General features: G+C 44.6%; 17 protein-coding genes. 7 read left to right on the top strand and 10 right to left on the bottom strand.

Annotation, left to right across the window (positions count from 1 at the left end):
* Positions 1–23: 23 nt before the first annotated feature.
* The 10 genes from Y79_RS0108695 to rpmH all read right to left on the bottom strand — a co-directional run bounded on the left by Y79_RS0108695 (position 24) and on the right by rpmH (position 9,390).
* On the bottom strand, positions 24–875 hold the full coding sequence (locus Y79_RS0108695) for a ParB/RepB/Spo0J family partition protein (RefSeq protein WP_016937319.1): 852 nt from the start codon (positions 873–875) through the stop codon (positions 24–26).
* On the bottom strand, positions 868–1,629 hold the full coding sequence (soj, locus tag Y79_RS0108690; protein ID WP_007409899.1) for a sporulation initiation inhibitor protein Soj: 762 nt from the start codon (positions 1,627–1,629) through the stop codon (positions 868–870). Before soj ends, Y79_RS0108695 begins: the two co-directional genes overlap by 8 nt.
* Positions 1,630–1,927: 298 nt before the next feature.
* Positions 1,928–2,779: a nucleoid occlusion protein gene (noc, locus tag Y79_RS0108685; protein ID WP_016937318.1), complete on the bottom strand. Its 852-nt coding sequence runs from the start codon at positions 2,777–2,779 to the stop codon at positions 1,928–1,930.
* A 121-nt stretch (positions 2,780–2,900) separates the two neighbouring features.
* Positions 2,901–3,620 (bottom strand): 16S rRNA (guanine(527)-N(7))-methyltransferase RsmG, encoded by a 720-nt coding sequence (gene rsmG / locus Y79_RS0108680; protein WP_016937317.1) that lies wholly within the window; start codon positions 3,618–3,620, stop codon positions 2,901–2,903.
* A gap of 13 nt (positions 3,621–3,633) precedes the next feature.
* Positions 3,634–5,520 carry a tRNA uridine-5-carboxymethylaminomethyl(34) synthesis enzyme MnmG gene (gene mnmG / locus Y79_RS0108675; protein WP_016937316.1) on the bottom strand — a complete coding sequence of 629 codons (1,887 nt, stop codon included), beginning with the start codon at positions 5,518–5,520 and terminating at the stop codon, positions 3,634–3,636.
* 16 nt (positions 5,521–5,536) lie between these two features.
* Positions 5,537–6,916 (bottom strand): tRNA uridine-5-carboxymethylaminomethyl(34) synthesis GTPase MnmE, encoded by a 1,380-nt coding sequence (gene mnmE / locus Y79_RS0108670; RefSeq protein ID WP_014419389.1) that lies wholly within the window; start codon positions 6,914–6,916, stop codon positions 5,537–5,539.
* Between the two features lie 288 nt (positions 6,917–7,204).
* Entirely contained in the window at positions 7,205–7,846 is a 642-nt protein-coding gene (jag, locus tag Y79_RS0108665) for an RNA-binding cell elongation regulator Jag/EloR (protein WP_016937315.1), read from the bottom strand.
* Complete coding sequence (gene spoIIIJ, locus Y79_RS0108660; RefSeq protein WP_014471334.1) at positions 7,843–8,592, bottom strand: YidC family membrane integrase SpoIIIJ; 750 nt, start codon at positions 8,590–8,592, stop codon at positions 7,843–7,845. Before spoIIIJ ends, jag begins: the two co-directional genes overlap by 4 nt.
* Before the next feature lie 160 nt (positions 8,593–8,752).
* On the bottom strand, positions 8,753–9,103 hold the full coding sequence (gene rnpA, locus Y79_RS0108655; protein WP_016937314.1) for a ribonuclease P protein component: 351 nt from the start codon (positions 9,101–9,103) through the stop codon (positions 8,753–8,755).
* 152 nt (positions 9,104–9,255) lie between these two features.
* Positions 9,256–9,390: a 50S ribosomal protein L34 gene (rpmH, locus tag Y79_RS1000000120790; RefSeq protein ID WP_003178075.1), complete on the bottom strand. Its 135-nt coding sequence runs from the start codon at positions 9,388–9,390 to the stop codon at positions 9,256–9,258.
* A gap of 619 nt (positions 9,391–10,009) precedes the next feature.
* On the opposite strand from rpmH, the gene dnaA reads away from it, so the two are divergent.
* The 7 genes from dnaA to gyrA all read left to right on the top strand — a co-directional run bounded on the left by dnaA (position 10,010) and on the right by gyrA (position 19,062).
* Positions 10,010–11,350, top strand: coding sequence for a chromosomal replication initiator protein DnaA (dnaA, locus tag Y79_RS0108650; protein ID WP_016937312.1), 1,341 nt, complete (start codon positions 10,010–10,012; stop codon positions 11,348–11,350).
* Positions 11,351–11,534: 184 nt separating this feature from the next.
* On the top strand, positions 11,535–12,671 hold the full coding sequence (gene dnaN, locus Y79_RS0108645; RefSeq protein WP_016937311.1) for a DNA polymerase III subunit beta: 1,137 nt from the start codon (positions 11,535–11,537) through the stop codon (positions 12,669–12,671).
* Between the two features lie 135 nt (positions 12,672–12,806).
* Positions 12,807–13,022 (top strand): ribosome maturation protein RlbA, encoded by a 216-nt coding sequence (gene rlbA / locus Y79_RS0108640; RefSeq protein ID WP_004392910.1) that lies wholly within the window; start codon positions 12,807–12,809, stop codon positions 13,020–13,022.
* Positions 13,023–13,037: 15 nt separating this feature from the next.
* A complete protein-coding gene (gene recF, locus Y79_RS0108635) occupies positions 13,038–14,150 on the top strand; it encodes a DNA replication/repair protein RecF (protein ID WP_013350724.1) in 1,113 nt (370 codons plus the stop codon).
* 17 nt (positions 14,151–14,167) lie between these two features.
* Positions 14,168–14,413, top strand: coding sequence for an extracellular matrix regulator RemB (remB, locus tag Y79_RS0108630; RefSeq protein WP_004392908.1), 246 nt, complete (start codon positions 14,168–14,170; stop codon positions 14,411–14,413).
* A gap of 56 nt (positions 14,414–14,469) precedes the next feature.
* Entirely contained in the window at positions 14,470–16,386 is a 1,917-nt protein-coding gene (gene gyrB / locus Y79_RS0108625; RefSeq protein WP_029575274.1) for a DNA topoisomerase (ATP-hydrolyzing) subunit B, read from the top strand.
* A 216-nt stretch (positions 16,387–16,602) separates the two neighbouring features.
* Positions 16,603–19,062: a DNA gyrase subunit A gene (gene gyrA, locus Y79_RS0108620; protein WP_016937309.1), complete on the top strand. Its 2,460-nt coding sequence runs from the start codon at positions 16,603–16,605 to the stop codon at positions 19,060–19,062.
* The last annotated feature ends 263 nt before the right edge of the window (positions 19,063–19,325 follow it).

Below are 19,325 nucleotides of genomic sequence, written 5' to 3'. Positions count from 1 at the left end.
CATCTTTTATAAAAAGATGGTTTTTATGCTTCTCTTTCTGACAACAGTTCGAGGATACGTTCAAGGTCTTCATTTGAGAAAAACTCAATCTCAATTTTCCCTTTTTTCTTTTGTCTCTTAATATTGACTGTTGTTCCGAAGTAATTTTGCAAATATGATTCCCGCTCTTTTAACACCACATCTTGAACAGGTTCTTTTTTCTTTGTTTCACGTGGAACATTATTGTTTAACTGTTGAATGAGCTGTTCAAGCTGACGGACGTTCAGCTGTTCTTCAACCACTTTCTTCACCAGCGGTTCAAGCTTGTTTTTATTTTTCAAACCGAGCAAGGTTCTGCCGTGCCCCATGGATAACGTACCTTCTGCAATAAGGTTTTGGATGCTTTCAGGCAGTGTCAGCAGTCTCAAATGGTTGGCAATATGAGGTCTGCTTTTCCCGAGCCGTTTAGCGAGCTGTTCCTGGGTAATATCCAAATGTTTCAGCAGTGAATCATATGCCAGAGCTTCTTCAAGCGGTGATAAATCTTCACGCTGAAGGTTCTCCAAAAGAGCGATTTCCCGCATCAGCGATTCAGATAACTCCCGCACGATAGCCGGCACTGTTTCTTTGCCGGCAAGCTTTGCAGCGCGATAACGGCGTTCTCCGGCTACAATATCGTAGCCTTTCAGTGATTTTCTCACGATAATGGGCTGAAGAATGCCATGCTGAATGATGGATTCCTTCAGTTCAGCTAATGACTCATCATCAAATTGTTTTCTTGGCTGATAAGGATTGGGGCGCAAATCACTGATTTTAATCTCTTCCACTGTCTCTTCAGACAAATCAACTTGATTAAACAACGCATTAATCCCTTTTCCGAGCCCGCCTTTAGCCATTCGCTGCCACTTCCTTTGCTAAATCTAAATATACTTCCGCACCTCTCGAACGCGGATCGTATAATATGATCGGCTTGCCGTGACTCGGCGCCTCACTTAAACGGACATTACGAGGAATAATGGTTTGATACACCTTATCTCTAAAGTATTTCTTCACCTCTTCTATCACTTGAATGCCGAGATTCGTTCTGGCATCAAGCATCGTCAGAAGCACTCCTTCTATCATTAAGTCTGTATTTAAATGTTTTTGCACAAGCCGAACTGTATTTAATAATTGACTCAATCCTTCAAGAGCGTAGTATTCGCACTGAACCGGGATAACAACTGAATCTGATGCGGTAAGCGCATTAATCGTTAATAACCCGAGCGACGGAGGACAATCAATAATCATGTAGTCGTAATTTTGTTTCACTGATTCTAATGCTCTTTTCAGCCTTACCTCCCGTGAGATCGTCGGAACCAATTCGATTTCCGCTCCCGCAAGCTGGATTGTGGCTGGAATGACATCTAAGTTCTCTACTGAAGTCGGTTTAATAATATCTGTTACATCTGCGTCATCTACTAAAATGTCGTACACACAATGATCCACATCGGCTTTTTCAATCCCTAATCCGCTCGTTGCGTTGCCCTGCGGATCAATATCAACAAGAAGAACCCTTTTACCTATGTAAGCTAAGCAAGCCCCCAGATTAACAGAAGTCGTTGTTTTCCCGACTCCGCCTTTTTGGTTCGTAATTGCTATGATTTTTCCCACGATGTCACCTACCTTCACATGAACATGTACTGTCTTGTTTCTATCTTATCAAAAAAAGAGTAAAGCGTTTTATTTTTTTCATAATTTGTTTATCAGCAAGTGAAAAAAATGCAAACAAAAAAGACACTTTCTCTTATAAATTCTCCGATAAAGTGACTTTTTTGACTGTAAAAAGACAATTCGCGACACAAAAAGATAAATTTTTACATTTATAATACATAGTGCAGAATACATCTATTATTATTTTAAAATAGTTTTTTGACTAAAATAAAAACTCCCCTGCTGATCAGGAGAGTTTTTATTTAGGTATCCGAATGGTAAGCTGAATGTACTCTTCGAATTCTTCTTCCTCAGTATTCAGTCTGACGCCGCTGTCTTCCACCATGGACAAGGACTGGCGAATCGTATTCATCGCAATTCTTGTATCCCTGCTGAACGCTTTGCGTCTCGGCTTCGGTTTCTGCTTATTCTGTTCAAGCATTTTCACCACTCGGTCTTCCGTCTGCTTGACGTTTAAGCTTTTCTCGATGATTTCCGCAAGCAATGTGACCTGAAGCTCCGGCTGTTTGAGCGGGATCAGGGCTCTTGCATGGCGTTCCGTGATTTTTTTCTCCATAATCGCATCCTGGACGGGTTCAGGGAGCTTTAACAATCGGAGCTTGTTCGCAATCGTTGACTGGCCTTTTCCTAAGCGCTGCGCCAAGGCTTCCTGTGTTAAATCATGAAGTTCTAACAGCCTTGCGTACGCATGAGCTTCCTCAATGGAGGACAATTCTTCTCTCTGCAGGTTTTCAATCAAAGCGACAGAAGCTGTTTCCGTATCAGAGAAGTTCTTTATAATTGCAGGGATATTTTCCCATTCAAGCGTCTGTACCGCTCTCCAGCGCCTTTCACCCGCAATGAGCTCATATTGTCCTTCATCTTCTGTATGTCTGACAACAATCGGCTGAATGATGCCGTGTGTATGGATAGTCATTGCTAACTCTTTGATCTTTTCATCTGAGAAAATGGTGCGTGGCTGAAAACGGTTGGGAACGATAGCATGTACCGGTATTTCGAGTATCTCTTCTTTGTTTGTATCATGCTCTGCTATCTCCGGTTCCTCTTCCTTCTCACCAAACCCGAAGAAACGAGAGAATGAATGCTTCATGTACCTACACCACCTTTAAAAACTGCCATTTTTATAATTCTATTTTCTCATGGTTTTTCCTGCTGTATCTTCATCAATTTTGCAGAAAATATGATGGAATTGTCACATCAGGCTGTCTAAATTACCCTTCAATTGGCGATTTATTCGGAGTACCCGGTTTTCTCGGATATTTTTTCGGAGTGCTTTTCGTCTTGCGAATGATCATAATGTTCCGTTCACTTTCTTCGACGGGAAGTGTAAATGAATGAACTTGTTCAAGCTCTCCTCCCAATACTTTAATCGCCTTTTGCCCCGCTTTCAGCTCTTCATCAGCGGCTGCTGCTTTTAGTGCCGCAAATACGCCGTTTTTCTTGACAAGCGGCAGACAAAGCTCACTCAGGACTGACAGACGCGCCACCGCACGAGCGGTCACGAGATCAAAGCTTTCCCGGACGTCCTTCCGCTGTCCGAATGTCTCTGCCCTGTCATGGACAAATGTCGTATGCTCTAATTGTAAAGCATCAGAGAGAGTTTCCAAAAACGTAATCCGCTTATTCAGTGAATCGACGATGGTGACATGCAGATGCGGGAAGCAGATTTTGACGGGCAGGCTTGGAAAACCGGCACCGGCGCCAACGTCACAAAGGGTGGTGATCTTTTCAAAATCAATATAAAATGCCGCCGTAATCGAATCATAAAAATGCTTTAGATATACTTCCTTTTTCTCAGTGATGGACGTCAGATTCATTTTTTCGTTCCATTCCACGAGCATCTGGTAATACAACTCGAATTGCTCCAGCTGGCGGTCAGAAAGGGAAATCCCTTTCTCCGCTAAACTGGATGTAAATTCCTCTATATTCATGCCGTCATCCTTTCTATTCAGCTACCTTGGCAATACGGCCCTGCTCCAGGTAAACCAGCAGGATTGAAATGTCTGCCGGATTGACCCCGGAAATACGGGAGGCTTGAGCAACTGATAAAGGACGTACTTCTTTCAGCTTTTGACGGGCTTCAGTAGCAATTCCTTTAATGGCGTCATAATCAATCCGATCAGGGATTTTTTTGTTTTCCATCTTCTTCAGCTTCTCCACTTGCTGCAAGGATTTTTCGATATATCCTTCATATTTCACTTGGATTTCCACTTGTTCCGCCACATCTTGCGGAACCGGAGAATCAGCAGGCGCAAGTTTTGTCACTGTTTCATAGTTCATTTCCGGACGTTTCATTAAATCTGTGCCGCGCACTCCATCTTTCAGCTCGCTTCCGCCGAGTGAACGGATATATTCCTGATTCTCAGGAGACGGCTTGATAATAACAGACCAGAGACGTTTTTTCTCAGCCTCGATCGCCGCTTTTTTCTTTTCAAACGCTTCATAGCGCTCATCCGAAATTAAGCCGATCTCATGGCCGATTTCCGTCAGACGAAGATCCGCGTTGTCATGGCGGAGCAGCAGTCTGTATTCCGCCCGTGAAGTCAGCAGACGGTACGGTTCATTGGTTCCTTTCGTTACCAAATCATCAATCAATACGCCGATATACGCATCGGAACGGCTGAGGATAACCTCTTCTTTTCCAAGCGCTTTGCGGCCTGCGTTAATTCCTGCCATAATTCCTTGCCCGGCTGCTTCCTCATAGCCTGATGTACCGTTAATTTGACCGGCCGTGTACAGGTTAGGGATTTTTTTCGTCTCCAGTGTAGGCCAGAGCTGCGTCGGTACGATCGCATCATACTCAATCGCGTATCCGGCTCTCATCATCTGCACCTTTTCCAGTCCCGGAATGGTCGCCAGCATCCGCTGCTGAACGTCCTCAGGAAGGCTCGTGGATAAACCTTGAACGTATACTTCCTGCGTATTTCTGCCTTCCGGCTCAAGGAAAATCTGGTGACGCGGTTTATCATTAAAGCGAACGACTTTATCTTCAATGGAAGGGCAATATCTCGGTCCTGTTCCCTTAATCATACCGGAATACATTGGTGAACGATGCAGGTTGCTGTCAATGATCTCATGAGTCTCAGGACTCGTGTAAGTCAGCCAGCAAGGCAGCTGATCGGTAATGTATTCAACCGTTTCATATGAGAAAGCGCGCGGAACCGGATCTCCCGGCTGGATTTCCGTTTTGCTGTAATCAATGGAATCGCTTGAGACGCGAGGAGGCGTTCCCGTTTTAAAACGAACGAGATCAAAACCAAGCTCCTCTAAGTGCTCAGAAAGTTTAATAGACGGCTGCTGGTTATTCGGGCCGCTTGAGTAAGACAGATCTCCGAGAATGATCCGCCCTCTTAAATACGTTCCGGTTGTCAGCACGACCGATTTTGCCTTATATTCAGCACCGGTTTGCGTAATGACACCGCGGCACTCACCGTCTTCAATGATTAAACGCTCGGCAATCCCTTGAAGAAGTGTCAGATTCGGTGTTTTTTCCAGCGTATGCTTCATTTCATGCTGATATTGGAATTTATCCGCCTGCGCACGCAGCGCCCGTACGGCCGGACCTTTCCCTGTATTCAGCATTCTCATTTGAATATGAGTTTTATCTATATTTCTAGCCATTTCTCCGCCGAGCGCGTCAATTTCGCGGACGACAATCCCTTTTGCGGGGCCGCCGACAGACGGATTACATGGCATAAACGCAACCATATCAAGATTAATCGTCAAAACAAGCGTTTTAGCTCCCTGGCGCGCGGATGCGAGGGCAGCCTCAACACCGGCATGCCCGGCGCCGATGACGATTACGTCGTATTGGCCTGCTTCATACCCCATGGTTTTTTCCTCCCTTTTATTTACCTAAACAAAATTGTGAAAAGAGCTGATCAATTAAGCTTTCGTGGACGGCATCACCGATGATTTCGCCCAGCAGCTCCCAGCACCTTGTCAGATCAATTTGCACCATATCAATCGGAACATCCTGTTCAATTCCGTTCAGCGCATCATCAATCGCTTGCTTTGCCTGATGCAGAATCGAGATATGACGGGTATTGCTGACATATGTGAGATCTCCGCTTTCGATCGCTCCTGTATAAAATAGCGACTGGATCGCTTCTTCTAAGTCTTGTATACCTTCTTCTTTCAGCAATGAGGTCGTGACGACAGGCCGGCCTTTCGCAAGCTCCTTGACGCGCTCAGCGTCAATCTTAGCCTCAAGATCCGTCTTATTCATAATGACTATGACGTCCATTCCCTCAACAGCTTCAAATAATTTCACATCTTCCTCAGAAAGCTCTTCGCTGTGGTTAAGCACAAGCAATATGAGATCCGCTTCCTTCAGAACCTGGCGTGAGCGTTCTACGCCGATTCTTTCGACGATGTCTTCGGTCTCACGGATTCCGGCGGTGTCGACAAGCCGGAGCGGCACGCCTCGGACATTGACATATTCCTCAATCACATCACGCGTCGTTCCCGGAATATCCGTTACGATCGCCTTCGTTTCATGGACAAGACTGTTAAGCAAAGAAGATTTCCCGACGTTCGGACGGCCGATGATCACGGTAGACAATCCCTCGCGTAAAATTTTCCCCTGCTCAGACGTACGAAGCAGCGCTTCAATTTCTTTCTTCACGCCGCCCGCTTTCTCCACTAGAAGCTGATGTGTCATTTCTTCGACGTCATCATATTCCGGATAATCTATATTAACCTCAACATGGGCAAGTGTTTCTAACAATTCATCCCGAAGACGGCGGACTAGTGCGGAAAGCCGTCCTTCCATCTGGTTCATGGCGACATTCATGGCACGGTCCGTTTTGGCCCTGATCAGATCCATCACCGCTTCCGCCTGTGAAAGGTCAATCCGTCCGTTTAAAAATGCGCGCTTCGTAAACTCACCGGGTTCCGCCAGTCTCGCACCTTCTCTTAAAGCAAGCTGGAGCACCTGATTAACCGTCACAATTCCTCCGTGACAGTTGATTTCAATGACATCTTCCCTTGTGAATGTTCTGGGCGCTCTTAAAACAGACACCATCACTTCCTCAATAATCCGTCCCGTCGTGCTGTCTGCGATATGCCCGTAATGAATGGTATGCGATTCTGCCGAACTGAGCGTTTTGCCTTTCGGACCCTTGTACATTTTGTCGGCAATTTTCACGGCTTCCGGCCCGCTCAGCCGAACGATCGCGATGGCGCCTTCACCCATCGGAGTTGAAATCGCTGCAATTGTATCCATGCTGTTCACCTCTCTTTATCTCTGTTTCCATCTATATAAAAAATTGATTTACGCCAAAATTAAAAGATAACATAGTTTGGTTTGAAGTGGAAGATACGTTATCCACAAAGACAGAAATTCATCCCTTATTACTTTAACTTATCCACATGTGAATAACAATTAATTTTATTTCCTAAAACCTTTTTTATCAACAGCATACACCGAAAAAGAAAAAACTTAAACGCAAAAAATGCGATTCTGCTTAGGAATAGAGCCATTTTCGCCAATAAAAAAACCGAAGTTCCGATTTTACCCGGACTTCGGTTTTCTGCTATCTTTATGGGAAATAACGAGATGGCGGTACCGGCCTTCACCGGTAGAAAAAGTTTTGATATTTGGGTGTCTCGACAGAGCGTCATGGATGATTTTTCTTTCGCCTGACGGCATCGGTTCCAAATGCACATCTTTTTTTGTTTTCGACACCTGCTTGGCCAGCCTGTTTGCCAGCTGATCCAGAATTTCTCTTCTTTTCAGACGATAATTTTCAGCGTCGACAACGGCGTGGCGATACTGACCGGAGCCGCAGTTCAAAACAAGCTGCGTCAATGTTTCCAGAGCATTGAGTGTTTGTCCTCTTTTGCCAATAAGCAGCGCTGCTTTTTCACCTTTAATATGAAAACAAACTGTTTTTTTGTTTTCTTCCGTGACAATCTCAGAAGGCCCCGCAATGGAATTGATGATTTCTTCCAGATACGCTTTCGCTTCCTGAACAGGATTTTTTTTCTCTTCCAGTTCTACGATCGCATTCTTTTTTCCGAAAATACCCAAAAATCCTTTAGATTCTTCCTGCACCACCGTTATTTCTACTTGATCTTCCGTCAGTTGAAGTTCCTGAAGGCCTGATTGAACTGCTTCTTTGACATTCCGTCCCGCAGCAGTCACCTTCTTCACTTTTTCTTTCCTCCCGCTTTCTGCGTTTCCGGATCGTGTTTAATGTCAGGCCCTTTAATAAGGAATGTCTGAGCAATCATAAACAGGTTTCCGACTACCCAATAAAGAGAAAGCGCACTCGGGAAGTTGATCGCAAATACGATGATCATGATCGGCATAATCCATACCATCATTGCCATTTGAGGATTCTGAGATGGATTTCCGGCCATCATCAGCTTCTGTTGGACAAAAGTGGCCACACCGGCAACGATAGGAAGAATATAGTAAGGATCTTTCTCTCCTAAATCAAACCATAAAAAGCTGTGCTGTGAAATGGCTTGCGTACGCATAATCGCGTGGTAGAATCCGATCAAAATCGGCATTTGAATCAGGATCGGAAAACATCCCGCCAGAGGGTTTACCCCGTGCTTTGAAAACAGGGCCATTGTTTCCTGCTGAAGCTTCTGCTGTGTTTTTTGATCTTTTGAGCTGTATTTTTCTCTAAGCTTCTGCATTTCCGGCTGAAGCGCCTGCATCGCTTTTGAGCTTCGAAGCTGCTTGATCATCAGCGGCAGAATCAGCAGACGGATTAAAATCGTAACGATGATGATCGATAAACCATAGTTATCGCCCGTCAGTTTCGCTACGTACGTAATGACTTCTGACAATGGGTACACAACATATTTGTCCCAGAAATGCGGACTATTCGCCGTAATCGGCTCTTTTACACTCGAGCATCCGGCCAGCAGGACGAGCATACCGACCATACTCAGTAGTAACCATATTCTCCTTTTCAAGAACGTTTCCTCCTATACCATTCTTTATAAACCTTGTATGTATTTTAGCATCTTTCAGTTTTAAATGGCGGTCATTTTTCGCCAAACAAAAGGAAGCGCTTTTAAAAACGTGAAGAAAACAAAATATGAGCTATTTTGACGAAGATTTCTTATATAAAGAGGTTTTTCTGAATAAGTGCTGCAGACTTTTTTTTGTTTCTTCAAAACTGAGGTCGGCGGCGGGTTTTCTGGCGATAATAATAAAATCTTTCGGCTTGAGCAGCTCTTTTTCCTCCTGAACCGCCTGTCTGATTAACCGCTTCACCCGGTTGCGCACGACGGCGTTGCCGATTTTTTTACTGACAGAAAGCCCTACCCGGAGCTCTTCCTGCTGCGGCTGATCAAGCGTATACAGCACGAACTGGCGGTTTGCCATAGACGTTCCGCGTTTAAACACTTTTTGAAAATCTTCATTTTTCTTTAACCGATTTCGCTTCTTCACTTTGATTCACTCCGATATTCACTCGCAGAAACTTTTATTACTATCTAAAAAAAACGGGCCGCCGGAATACTGAAGAAGTTTCTCCAGTACCGGGCGACGCATGATCTCTTTTCTCTTAATGTGAAAAAAGACCACTGACATTATTCAGTGGCCTAAGCTGATAATACTTTTCTGCCTTTGCGGCGACGGCGTGCTAATACTAGACGACCGTTTTTTGAACTCATACGGCTTCTGAAGCCATGAACTTTACTGCGTTTACGGTTATTCGGTTGGAATGTTCTTTTCATTTATGACACCTCCCTCGAGGAATAGCTGTTAAAGACAGTCTTACTTATTATATTTGTGCTGCCTATTCATTGTCAACTTCAGCAGTGCTTTTATTTCTTACAACCATAATAGGATAACATACCTTAACCAGATTAGAAACCTTAATTTTCATATTCCTTTTTTTAACGCAAAAACGCCGCGCGCCCTCCAGAAAAAATGGTATGTGGATAATTTTTTGGCCTTTTTTTAATATCCACAACCGTTATCGACAACATTTTCACATTGCTAACCCCTGTGGACAAAGATTTTTCAACAAGTTGTCAGGTTTGTGGATAAGATTACGAGAACCATTGCAAGTCCTCGCTTAATTTGATATTATATTTGTGTTTTAACTCTTAATTACTTATTCACTCCGTTCTCTTTATCCACAAAGTGTGGATAAGTTGTGGATTGTTTTCACACAGCTTGTGTAGATTGTTGTCCACAACTTGTGGAATTTGTCGAAAAGCTATTTTTCTACTATACTATATGTTTTCAACATTTCGTGTGTACGAATGGTCAGAGCCATATGCTCTTTTTTTGTGTTCTATAACAGGAGGAGAGTGCTGATTTTAAAGAAAAGGAGGGCTGTGCCGGATAATGGAGAATATATTAGATCTTTGGAATCAAGCTTTAGCTCAGATAGAGAAAAAGTTAAGCAAACCGAGCTTCGAAACTTGGATGAAGTCGACGAAAGCCCATTCGCTGCAAGGAGATACCTTAACCATCACCGCTCCCAATGAATTTGCCAGAGACTGGCTGGAGTCCAGGTACTTACATCTCATTGCAGATACCATATATGAATTGACCGGGGAAGAATTGAGCGTCAAATTTGTCATTCCTCAAAATCAGGATGCAGAAGACTTTTTGCCGAAACCGCAAGTGAAAAAAGCGGCAAAAGAGGAACCGTCTGATTTTCCCCAAAGCATGCTCAACCCGAAATATACATTCGACACATTTGTCATCGGATCGGGAAACCGATTCGCCCATGCAGCATCACTGGCTGTAGCGGAAGCACCCGCTAAAGCGTACAACCCTTTATTTATTTACGGGGGAGTCGGTTTAGGAAAAACCCACTTAATGCACGCAATCGGCCATTATGTCATTGATCATAATCCTTCAGCCAAAGTGGTGTACCTGTCTTCTGAAAAATTCACAAATGAATTCATCAACTCAATCCGCGACAATAAAGCCGTTGATTTTCGCAACCGCTACCGGAATGTTGATGTACTTTTGATAGATGATATTCAATTTTTAGCCGGAAAAGAACAAACACAAGAAGAGTTTTTCCATACATTCAATACGCTTCATGAAGAAAGCAAACAAATCGTGATTTCCAGCGACAGACCGCCGAAAGAAATTCCGACCCTTGAAGACCGTCTGCGTTCGCGGTTCGAATGGGGATTGATTACGGATATCACGCCGCCTGATCTGGAAACGCGGATTGCCATCCTGAGAAAGAAAGCGAAGGCGGAAGGCCTTGATATTCCGAACGAGGTCATGCTTTACATCGCGAATCAGATTGACAGCAACATCCGTGAACTGGAAGGGGCATTAATCCGGGTTGTTGCCTATTCCTCTTTAATCAATAAAGACATTAATGCGGACCTGGCTGCAGAGGCATTGAAAGATATTATTCCTTCCGCAAAGCCTAAGGTCATCACGATAAAAGAGATTCAGCGGATTGTCGGACAGCAGTTCAACATTAAGCTTGAAGATTTCAAAGCGAAAAAGCGTACGAAATCGGTTGCGTTCCCAAGGCAGATTGCCATGTATCTCTCCAGAGAAATGACAGACTCTTCTTTGCCTAAAATCGGGGAAGAATTTGGCGGGAGAGACCATACAACCGTCATTCATGCTCATGAAAAGATTTCAAAACTGCTGATTGATGACGAGCAGCTTCAGCAGCAGGTAAAAGAAATAAAAGAACAGCTTAAATAAAAGAGCCCGCGGATGAATCGGGGAAAGTGTGAATAACTTTTCGCTAGCCATGCACAGTCTGTCCACATGTGGATAGGCTGTGTTTCCTGTCTTTTTCACAACTTATCCACAAATCCACAGGCCCTACTATTACTACTGCTATTTTTAAAATATATTAATTATATTATCCGTTAGGAGGATAAACATGAAATTTACGATTCAAAAAGATCGTTTAGTTGAAAGTGTACAAGACGTTCTAAAAGCCGTTTCATCCAGAACCACAATTCCCATTCTCACCGGTATTAAGATCGTAGCCTCAGATGAAGGAGTATCTTTTACGGGAAGCGATTCTGATATTTCAATCGAGTCATTCATTCCGAAAGAAGATGATGACAAAGAAATCGTAACGATTGATCAGCCGGGAAGTATCGTGCTGCAAGCGCGTTTCTTCAGCGAAATCGTTAAAAAACTGCCGATGGCGACGGTTGAAATCGAAGTTCAAAATCAATATTTAACAATTATCCGTTCCGGAAAAGCGGAATTTAATTTGAACGGTCTTGATGCAGATGAATATCCGCATCTTCCGCAAATCGAAGAGCACCATGCCATTCAGATTCCGACGGATCTTTTGAAAAACTTAATCCGTCAAACCGTGTTTGCTGTGTCCGCCTCAGAAACACGCCCTATCTTGACAGGTGTAAACTGGAAAGTGGAAAACGGTGAATTATTATGCACTGCCACGGATAGCCATCGGCTCGCTTTAAGAAAAGCAAAGCTTGATATTCCGGAAGACAGCTCTTATAACGTCGTCATCCCCGGAAAAAGTTTAACCGAGCTGAGCAAAATTCTTGATGACAATCAAGAGCTGGTGGATATCGTCATTACAGAAACCCAAGTTCTGTTTAAAGCGAAAAACGTCTTGTTCTTCTCAAGGCTGCTTGACGGAAACTATCCGGATACGACCAGCTTGATTCCGCAGGAAAGCAAAACGGAAATCGTCGTGAACACAAAAGAATTTTTACAGGCGATAGACCGTGCTTCTTTATTGGCGAGAGAAGGCCGCAACAACGTTGTAAAGCTTTCTGCCAAACCGGCGGACTCGCTTGAAATTTCATCAAATTCTCCTGAAATCGGGAAAGTGGTCGAAGCTGTGCTCGCTGACCGGATTGACGGTGAGGAATTAAATATTTCATTCAGTCCAAAATATATGATGGACGCACTGAAAGTACTTGAAGGAGCGGACATCCGTATCAGCTTTACGGGAGCGATGAGACCGTTTCTTATCCGTACGCCGAATGATGAAACCATCGTTCAGCTCATCCTTCCGGTCCGAACGTATTAATCAAACAGAATGTGCTGCCGGCTTAGTTCGGCAGCTTTTCTGTTCATCAGCCAGCTCCCTCAAGTTTTCCCTTTCCTTATTTCAGGATTTTTTAGTACAATTAGATATTAGTGATATTTGAAAGAGGTCGATATTATGGCAAATCCGATTTCGATTGACACAGAAATGATTACGCTTGGCCAGTTTTTAAAATTAGCCGATGTGATTCAGTCCGGCGGTATGGCGAAATGGTTTCTGAGCGAGCATGAGGTGACAGTCAACAATGAACCTGACAATCGCCGCGGCAGAAAGCTTTATGTTGGAGACGTGGTCGCGATTGAAGGATTTGGTTCATTTCAAGTCGTCAATTAAAGCGGGTGACAGCGGTTGTATATCCAAAATTTAGAATTAACATCCTACCGTAATTATGAGCGCGCTGAGCTTCAATTCGAAAACAAGGTGAATGTGATCATCGGAGAGAACGCCCAAGGCAAAACCAATCTGATGGAAGCCATCTATGTCCTTTCGATGGCAAAATCACACCGCACCTCAAATGATAAAGAACTTATACGGTGGGACGAAGACTATGCTAAAATAGAAGGAAGAGTGATGAAGCGCAACGGGGACATCCCGATGCAGTTAGTCATCTCCAAAAAAGGTAAAAAGGGCAAGGTCAATCACATAGAACAGCAAAAACTCAGTCAGTATGTCGGAGCGCTGAACACCATTATGTTCGCCCCGGAGGACTTAAATCTCGTCAAAGGCAGCCCGCAGGTCAGGAGGAGATTTCTTGATATGGAGATCGGGCAGGTTTCTGCTGTTTATCTGTATGATTTATCTCTTTATCAAAAAATCCTTTCCCAGCGGAATCATTTTCTGAAACAGCTGCAAAGCCGGAAACAGACTGACCGGACTATGCTTGACGTTCTCACTGATCAGCTGATTGAGGCAGCCGCAAAAGTTGTCGCCAAACGTCTGCAGTTTACGGCGCAGCTTGAAAAATGGGCGCAGCCGATCCATTCGGGCATTTCCCGGGGGCTTGAGGAACTGACGCTTAAGTATCACACGGCGCTTGATGTATCAGATCCTAAAGATTTGTCGAAAATAGGTAACAGCTACCAGGAGTCTTTTTCGAAATTAAAAGAAAAAGAAATAGAACGGGGCGTCACCTTATTCGGACCGCATCGGGATGATGTCCTTTTTTATGTGAACGGACGCGATGTGCAGACTTACGGTTCGCAGGGACAGCAGCGTACGACGGCTTTGTCTTTGAAACTGGCCGAAATAGATTTGATTCATGAAGAAATCGGAGAATATCCCATTTTACTTTTGGATGATGTACTAAGCGAGCTGGATGATTACCGCCAGTCCCATTTGCTTCATACAATCCAAGGCCGTGTGCAGACATTTGTCACCACGACGAGCGTGGATGGCATTGACCACGAAACCTTACATCAAGCAGGAATGTTCCGTGTGGAAAACGGTGCGTTAGTGAAGTGAAGAAATGAGGTGAGCGATTGTATATTCATTTAGGTGACGACTTTGTCGTTTCAACACGCGATATCGTCGGCATTTTTGACTGCAAGGTCAATGTATCGCCGATCGTTGAAGAATTTCTGGACAGACAGAAAGAAAAAGTAGTGCCGTCCGTAAACGGCACGCCAAAGTCTATCGTAGTCACGACTGAGAATATATATTACTCTCCCTTATCTTCCGGCACACTGAAGAAACGTGCGCAATTTATGTTAGAAATAGATTCTTAGCGGATCTTTACAATGAATATATCGTTTAAGAAAAGTGTAGGTGAATGTGCATGGCTATGGAACAGCAGCAAAATAGTTATGATGAGAATCAGATACAGGTATTAGAAGGGTTGGAAGCTGTTCGAAAGAGACCGGGGATGTACATCGGATCAACTAACAGCAAAGGCCTTCACCATTTGGTATGGGAAATCGTCGACAACAGTATAGACGAAGCCCTGGCCGGTTATTGTACAGATATTAACATCGTGATTGAGAAAGATAACAGCATTACCGTTACAGACAACGGGCGCGGAATTCCGGTCGGTATCCAAGAGAAGATGGGCCGCCCTGCGGTTGAAGTCATCATGACCGTTCTTCACGCCGGCGGTAAATTTGACGGAAGCGGATATAAAGTATCCGGCGGTCTTCACGGTGTAGGGGCGTCTGTCGTAAACGCCTTGTCGACCACTCTTGATGTTACGGTTCATCGTGACGGGAAAATCCATTATCAGGCGTATGAACGCGGTGTTCCGGCGGCTGATCTTGAAGTGATCGGTGACACTGACAAGACCGGGACGATTACGCACTTCGTTCCCGATCCGGAAATTTTCAAAGAAACAACTGTATATGACTATGATCTGCTTTCAAACCGTGTCCGCGAATTGGCCTTCCTGACAAAAGGCGTAAACATCACGATTGAAGACAAACGTGAAGGACAAGAACGGAAAAACGAGTACCACTACGAAGGCGGAATCAAGAGCTACGTTGAGTACTTAAACCGTTCCAAAGAAGTCGTTCACGAAGAGCCGATTTATATCGAAGGCGAGAAAGACGGCATTACGGTTGAAGTTGCATTGCAATACAACGACAGCTATACAAGCAATATTTATTCTTTCGCGAATAATATCAACACATACGAAGGCGGCACGCACGAGGCCGGATTTAAAACCGGTCTGACCCGTGTCATAAACGACTATGCAAGAAGAAAAGGGATTTTCAAAGAAAATGATCCGAATTTAAGCGGGGATGATGTGAGAGAAGGGCTGACTGCCATTATTTCAATTAAGCACCCTGATCCGCAATTTGAAGGGCAGACGAAAACGAAGCTCGGCAACTCTGAAGCAAGAACGATCACTGATACGCTGTTTTCTGCTGCGCTGGAAACATTCCTTCTTGAAAATCCGGATTCAGCCCGCAAAATCGTTGAAAAAGGCTTAATGGCCGCAAGAGCGCGGATGGCGGCGAAAAAAGCGCGGGAATTGACCCGCCGCAAAAGCGCGCTTGAGATTTCCAATCTGCCGGGCAAACTGGCGGACTGTTCTTCTAAAGATCCGAGCATTTCCGAGCTCTATATCGTAGAGGGTGACTCTGCGGGCGGATCAGCGAAACAGGGACGGGACCGCCATTTCCAAGCCATTCTGCCGCTGCGCGGTAAGATTCTGAACGTTGAGAAAGCCAGACTTGATAAGATTCTCTCAAATAATGAGGTCAGATCAATGATTACGGCTCTCGGCACGGGTATCGGAGAAGATTTTAATCTTGAAAAAGCGCGTTATCATAAAGTAGTCATCATGACGGATGCCGATGTCGACGGCGCCCACATCAGAACGCTTTTATTAACGTTCTTCTACAGATACATGCGGGAAATCATCGAAAACGGCTATGTCTACATTGCCCAGCCGCCGCTTTATAAAGTGCAGCAGGGAAAACGGGTGGAATACGCTTATAACGATAAGCAGCTTGACGAGCTTTTAAAAGAGCTTCCGCAATCGCCTAAGCCCGGCCTCCAGCGTTATAAAGGTCTCGGAGAAATGAACGCGACTCAGCTTTGGGAAACGACAATGGATCCGGCGACCAGAACGCTTCTGCAAGTCAATCTTGAAGATGCGATGGATGCTGATGAGACGTTCGAAATGCTGATGGGCGACAAAGTAGAACCGCGCAGAAACTTCATAGAAGCAAACGCCAGATATGTGAAAAACCTTGATATTTAACCATGAAAGCCTTATTTTCGTTAAGAAATAAGGCTTTTTTCTCAAAGCGGCTTCAAGCAGCCTCTGCAAACCCGCAAAACCCGTATATTCTGCTAAATTAATGTGTATAAACACAAGTTTATTGATATAATGGAGAATAGTGAAATCGTATTGAAGATCATAATGGACAATCTACTCCCACATTATTTCATGTGATACTTCAGGGAGGTTTTTTTAATGAGTGAACAAAACACACCACAAGTACGTGAAGTCAATATCAGCCAGGAAATGCGGACATCCTTCCTGGACTATGCAATGAGCGTTATCGTATCCCGGGCGCTTCCGGATGTGCGTGACGGTCTGAAGCCGGTTCACAGACGGATTTTGTACGCAATGAATGATTTAGGCATGACCAGTGACAAACCATATAAAAAATCTGCCCGTATCGTCGGCGAAGTTATCGGTAAGTACCACCCGCACGGTGATTCAGCGGTTTACGAATCAATGGTCAGAATGGCGCAGGATTTTAACTACCGCTACATGCTTGTTGACGGACACGGCAACTTCGGTTCAGTTGACGGCGACTCTGCGGCTGCGATGCGTTACACAGAAGCGAGAATGTCAAAAATCGCAATGGAAATTCTGCGTGACATTACGAAAGACACGATTGACTATCAAGACAACTATGACGGTTCAGAAAGAGAACCTGCCGTCATGCCTTCGAGATTTCCGAATCTGCTCGTAAACGGAGCTGCCGGTATTGCGGTCGGAATGGCGACAAACATTCCCCCGCATCAGCTTGGAGAAGTCATTGAAGGCGTGCTTGCCGTAAGTGAGAATCCTGAGATCACAATCCAAGAGCTGATGGAATATATTCCGGGCCCGGATTTTCCGACGGCCGGTCAGATTTTAGGCCGGAGCGGCATCCGCAAGGCATATGAATCCGGACGGGGATCAATCACGATCCGGGCTAAGGCTGAAATCGAAGAGACATCCTCGGGAAAAGAAAGAATTATTGTCACGGAACTTCCTTATCAGGTCAACAAAGCGAGATTAATTGAAAAAATCGCAGATCTCGTCCGGGACAAAAAAATCGAAGGAATCACCGATCTGCGTGACGAATCCGACCGTAACGGAATGAGAGTCGTCATCGAGATCCGCCGTGACGCCAATGCTCACGTCATTCTGAATAACCTGTACAAACAAACGGCCCTGCAGACGTCTTTTGGAATCAACCTGCTGGCGCTCGTTGACGGACAGCCGAAGGTATTAAACCTGAAAGAATGTCTGGAGCATTATCTTGATCACCAAAAGGTCGTGATCCGACGCAGAACGGCTTACGAACTTCGCAAAGCGGAGGCGAGAGCTCACATTCTGGAAGGGTTAAGAATCGCTCTCGATCATTTAGACGCGGTGATTTCTCTTATCCGTAGTTCTCAGACGGCTGAAATTGCGAGAACGGGTTTAATCGAACAATTTTCACTGACTGAAAAACAGGCGCAAGCCATTCTGGACATGCGTCTTCAGCGATTAACCGGTCTGGAGCGCGAAAAGATCGAAGAGGAATATCAATCACTTGTTGCGCTTATCGCCGAGCTGAAAGATATTTTAGCCAATGAAGAAAGAGTGCTCGAGATCATCCGTGAAGAACTCAACGAAATCAAAGAGCGGTTCAATGATGAGAGACGCACTGAAATCGTTACGTCCGGTCTTGAAACAATTGAGGATGAAGATCTCATCGAGAGAGAAAACATCGTCATCACGCTGACTCATAACGGCTATGTTAAGCGTCTCCCAGCGTCCACATACCGCAGCCAAAAACGGGGCGGAAAAGGCGTGCAGGGAATGGGAACGAATGAAGATGACTTTGTGGAACACTTAATTTCTACATCGACGCACGATACGATTCTATTCTTCTCTAATAAAGGGAAGGTATATCGTTCAAAAGGATATGAAATTCCTGAATACGGCCGTACCGCAAAAGGCATTCCGATTATTAACCTCCTGGAGGTTGAAAAAGGCGAATGGATTAATGCCATTATTCCGGTCAGCACATTTGATGAGGAGCTTTACCTCTTCTTCACGACCAAACAAGGGGTGTCGAAACGTACGGCACTGTCCCAGTTTGCGAATATACGGAATAACGGACTGATCGCTTTAGGTCTTCGGGAAGACGATGAACTGATGGCCGTCCGTCTGACTGACGGCAAGAAACAAATCATCATCGGAACGAAGAACGGCTTGCTGATCCGTTTCCCTGAAGAAGATGTAAGACAAATGGGGCGCACCGCTGCAGGTGTCAAAGGCATCACGCTGACAGATGATGATGTCGTGGTAGGCATGGAGATTCTTGAAGAAGACTCCCATGTTCTCATAGTGACAGAAAACGGCTACGGCAAACGTACGCCGGCCTCAGAATACAGAGTCCAAAGCCGGGGCGGAAAAGGCCTTAAAACATGTAAAATCACTGACAGCAACGGTCCGCTAGTAACAGTAAAAGCTACAAGAGGCGAAGAAGACTTAATGATTATTACGGCAAGCGGCGTGTTAATCAGAATGGATATTAACGATATCTCCACTACGGGACGTGTAACACAAGGCGTCCGTCTGATCCGCATGTCCGATGAAGAGCACGTGGCCACTGTGGCACTAGTGGAAAAGAATGAAGAAGAGCCGGAAGAAATGGAAGAAGAATAGATGAAAAAGCGCAGCTGTAACAGGCTGCGCTTTTTCTATATAAAGAAACGAAAAAAGCTTTGACACACAGCGATGATGCTGATATAATTCTTTTTGTTGTCTTTTCAACATAAAGACAGTCTGCTAAAAAAAGTTTTTTCGAAAAAGTATTGACCTATCAAACTGAAAATGTTATGATTAAGAGGTCGCTTCAAGAGAAGCAAAAAAGTTCTTTGAAAACTAAACAAGACAAAACGTACCTGTTAATTCAAAGTTTTAAATAA

The organism is Bacillus siamensis KCTC 13613, from assembly GCF_000262045.1.
Classification (GTDB): Bacteria; Bacillota; Bacilli; order Bacillales; family Bacillaceae; genus Bacillus; species Bacillus siamensis.
Note: the sequence above shows the minus strand (reverse complement) of the source record. Positions and strands in the feature narration are given on the sequence as shown.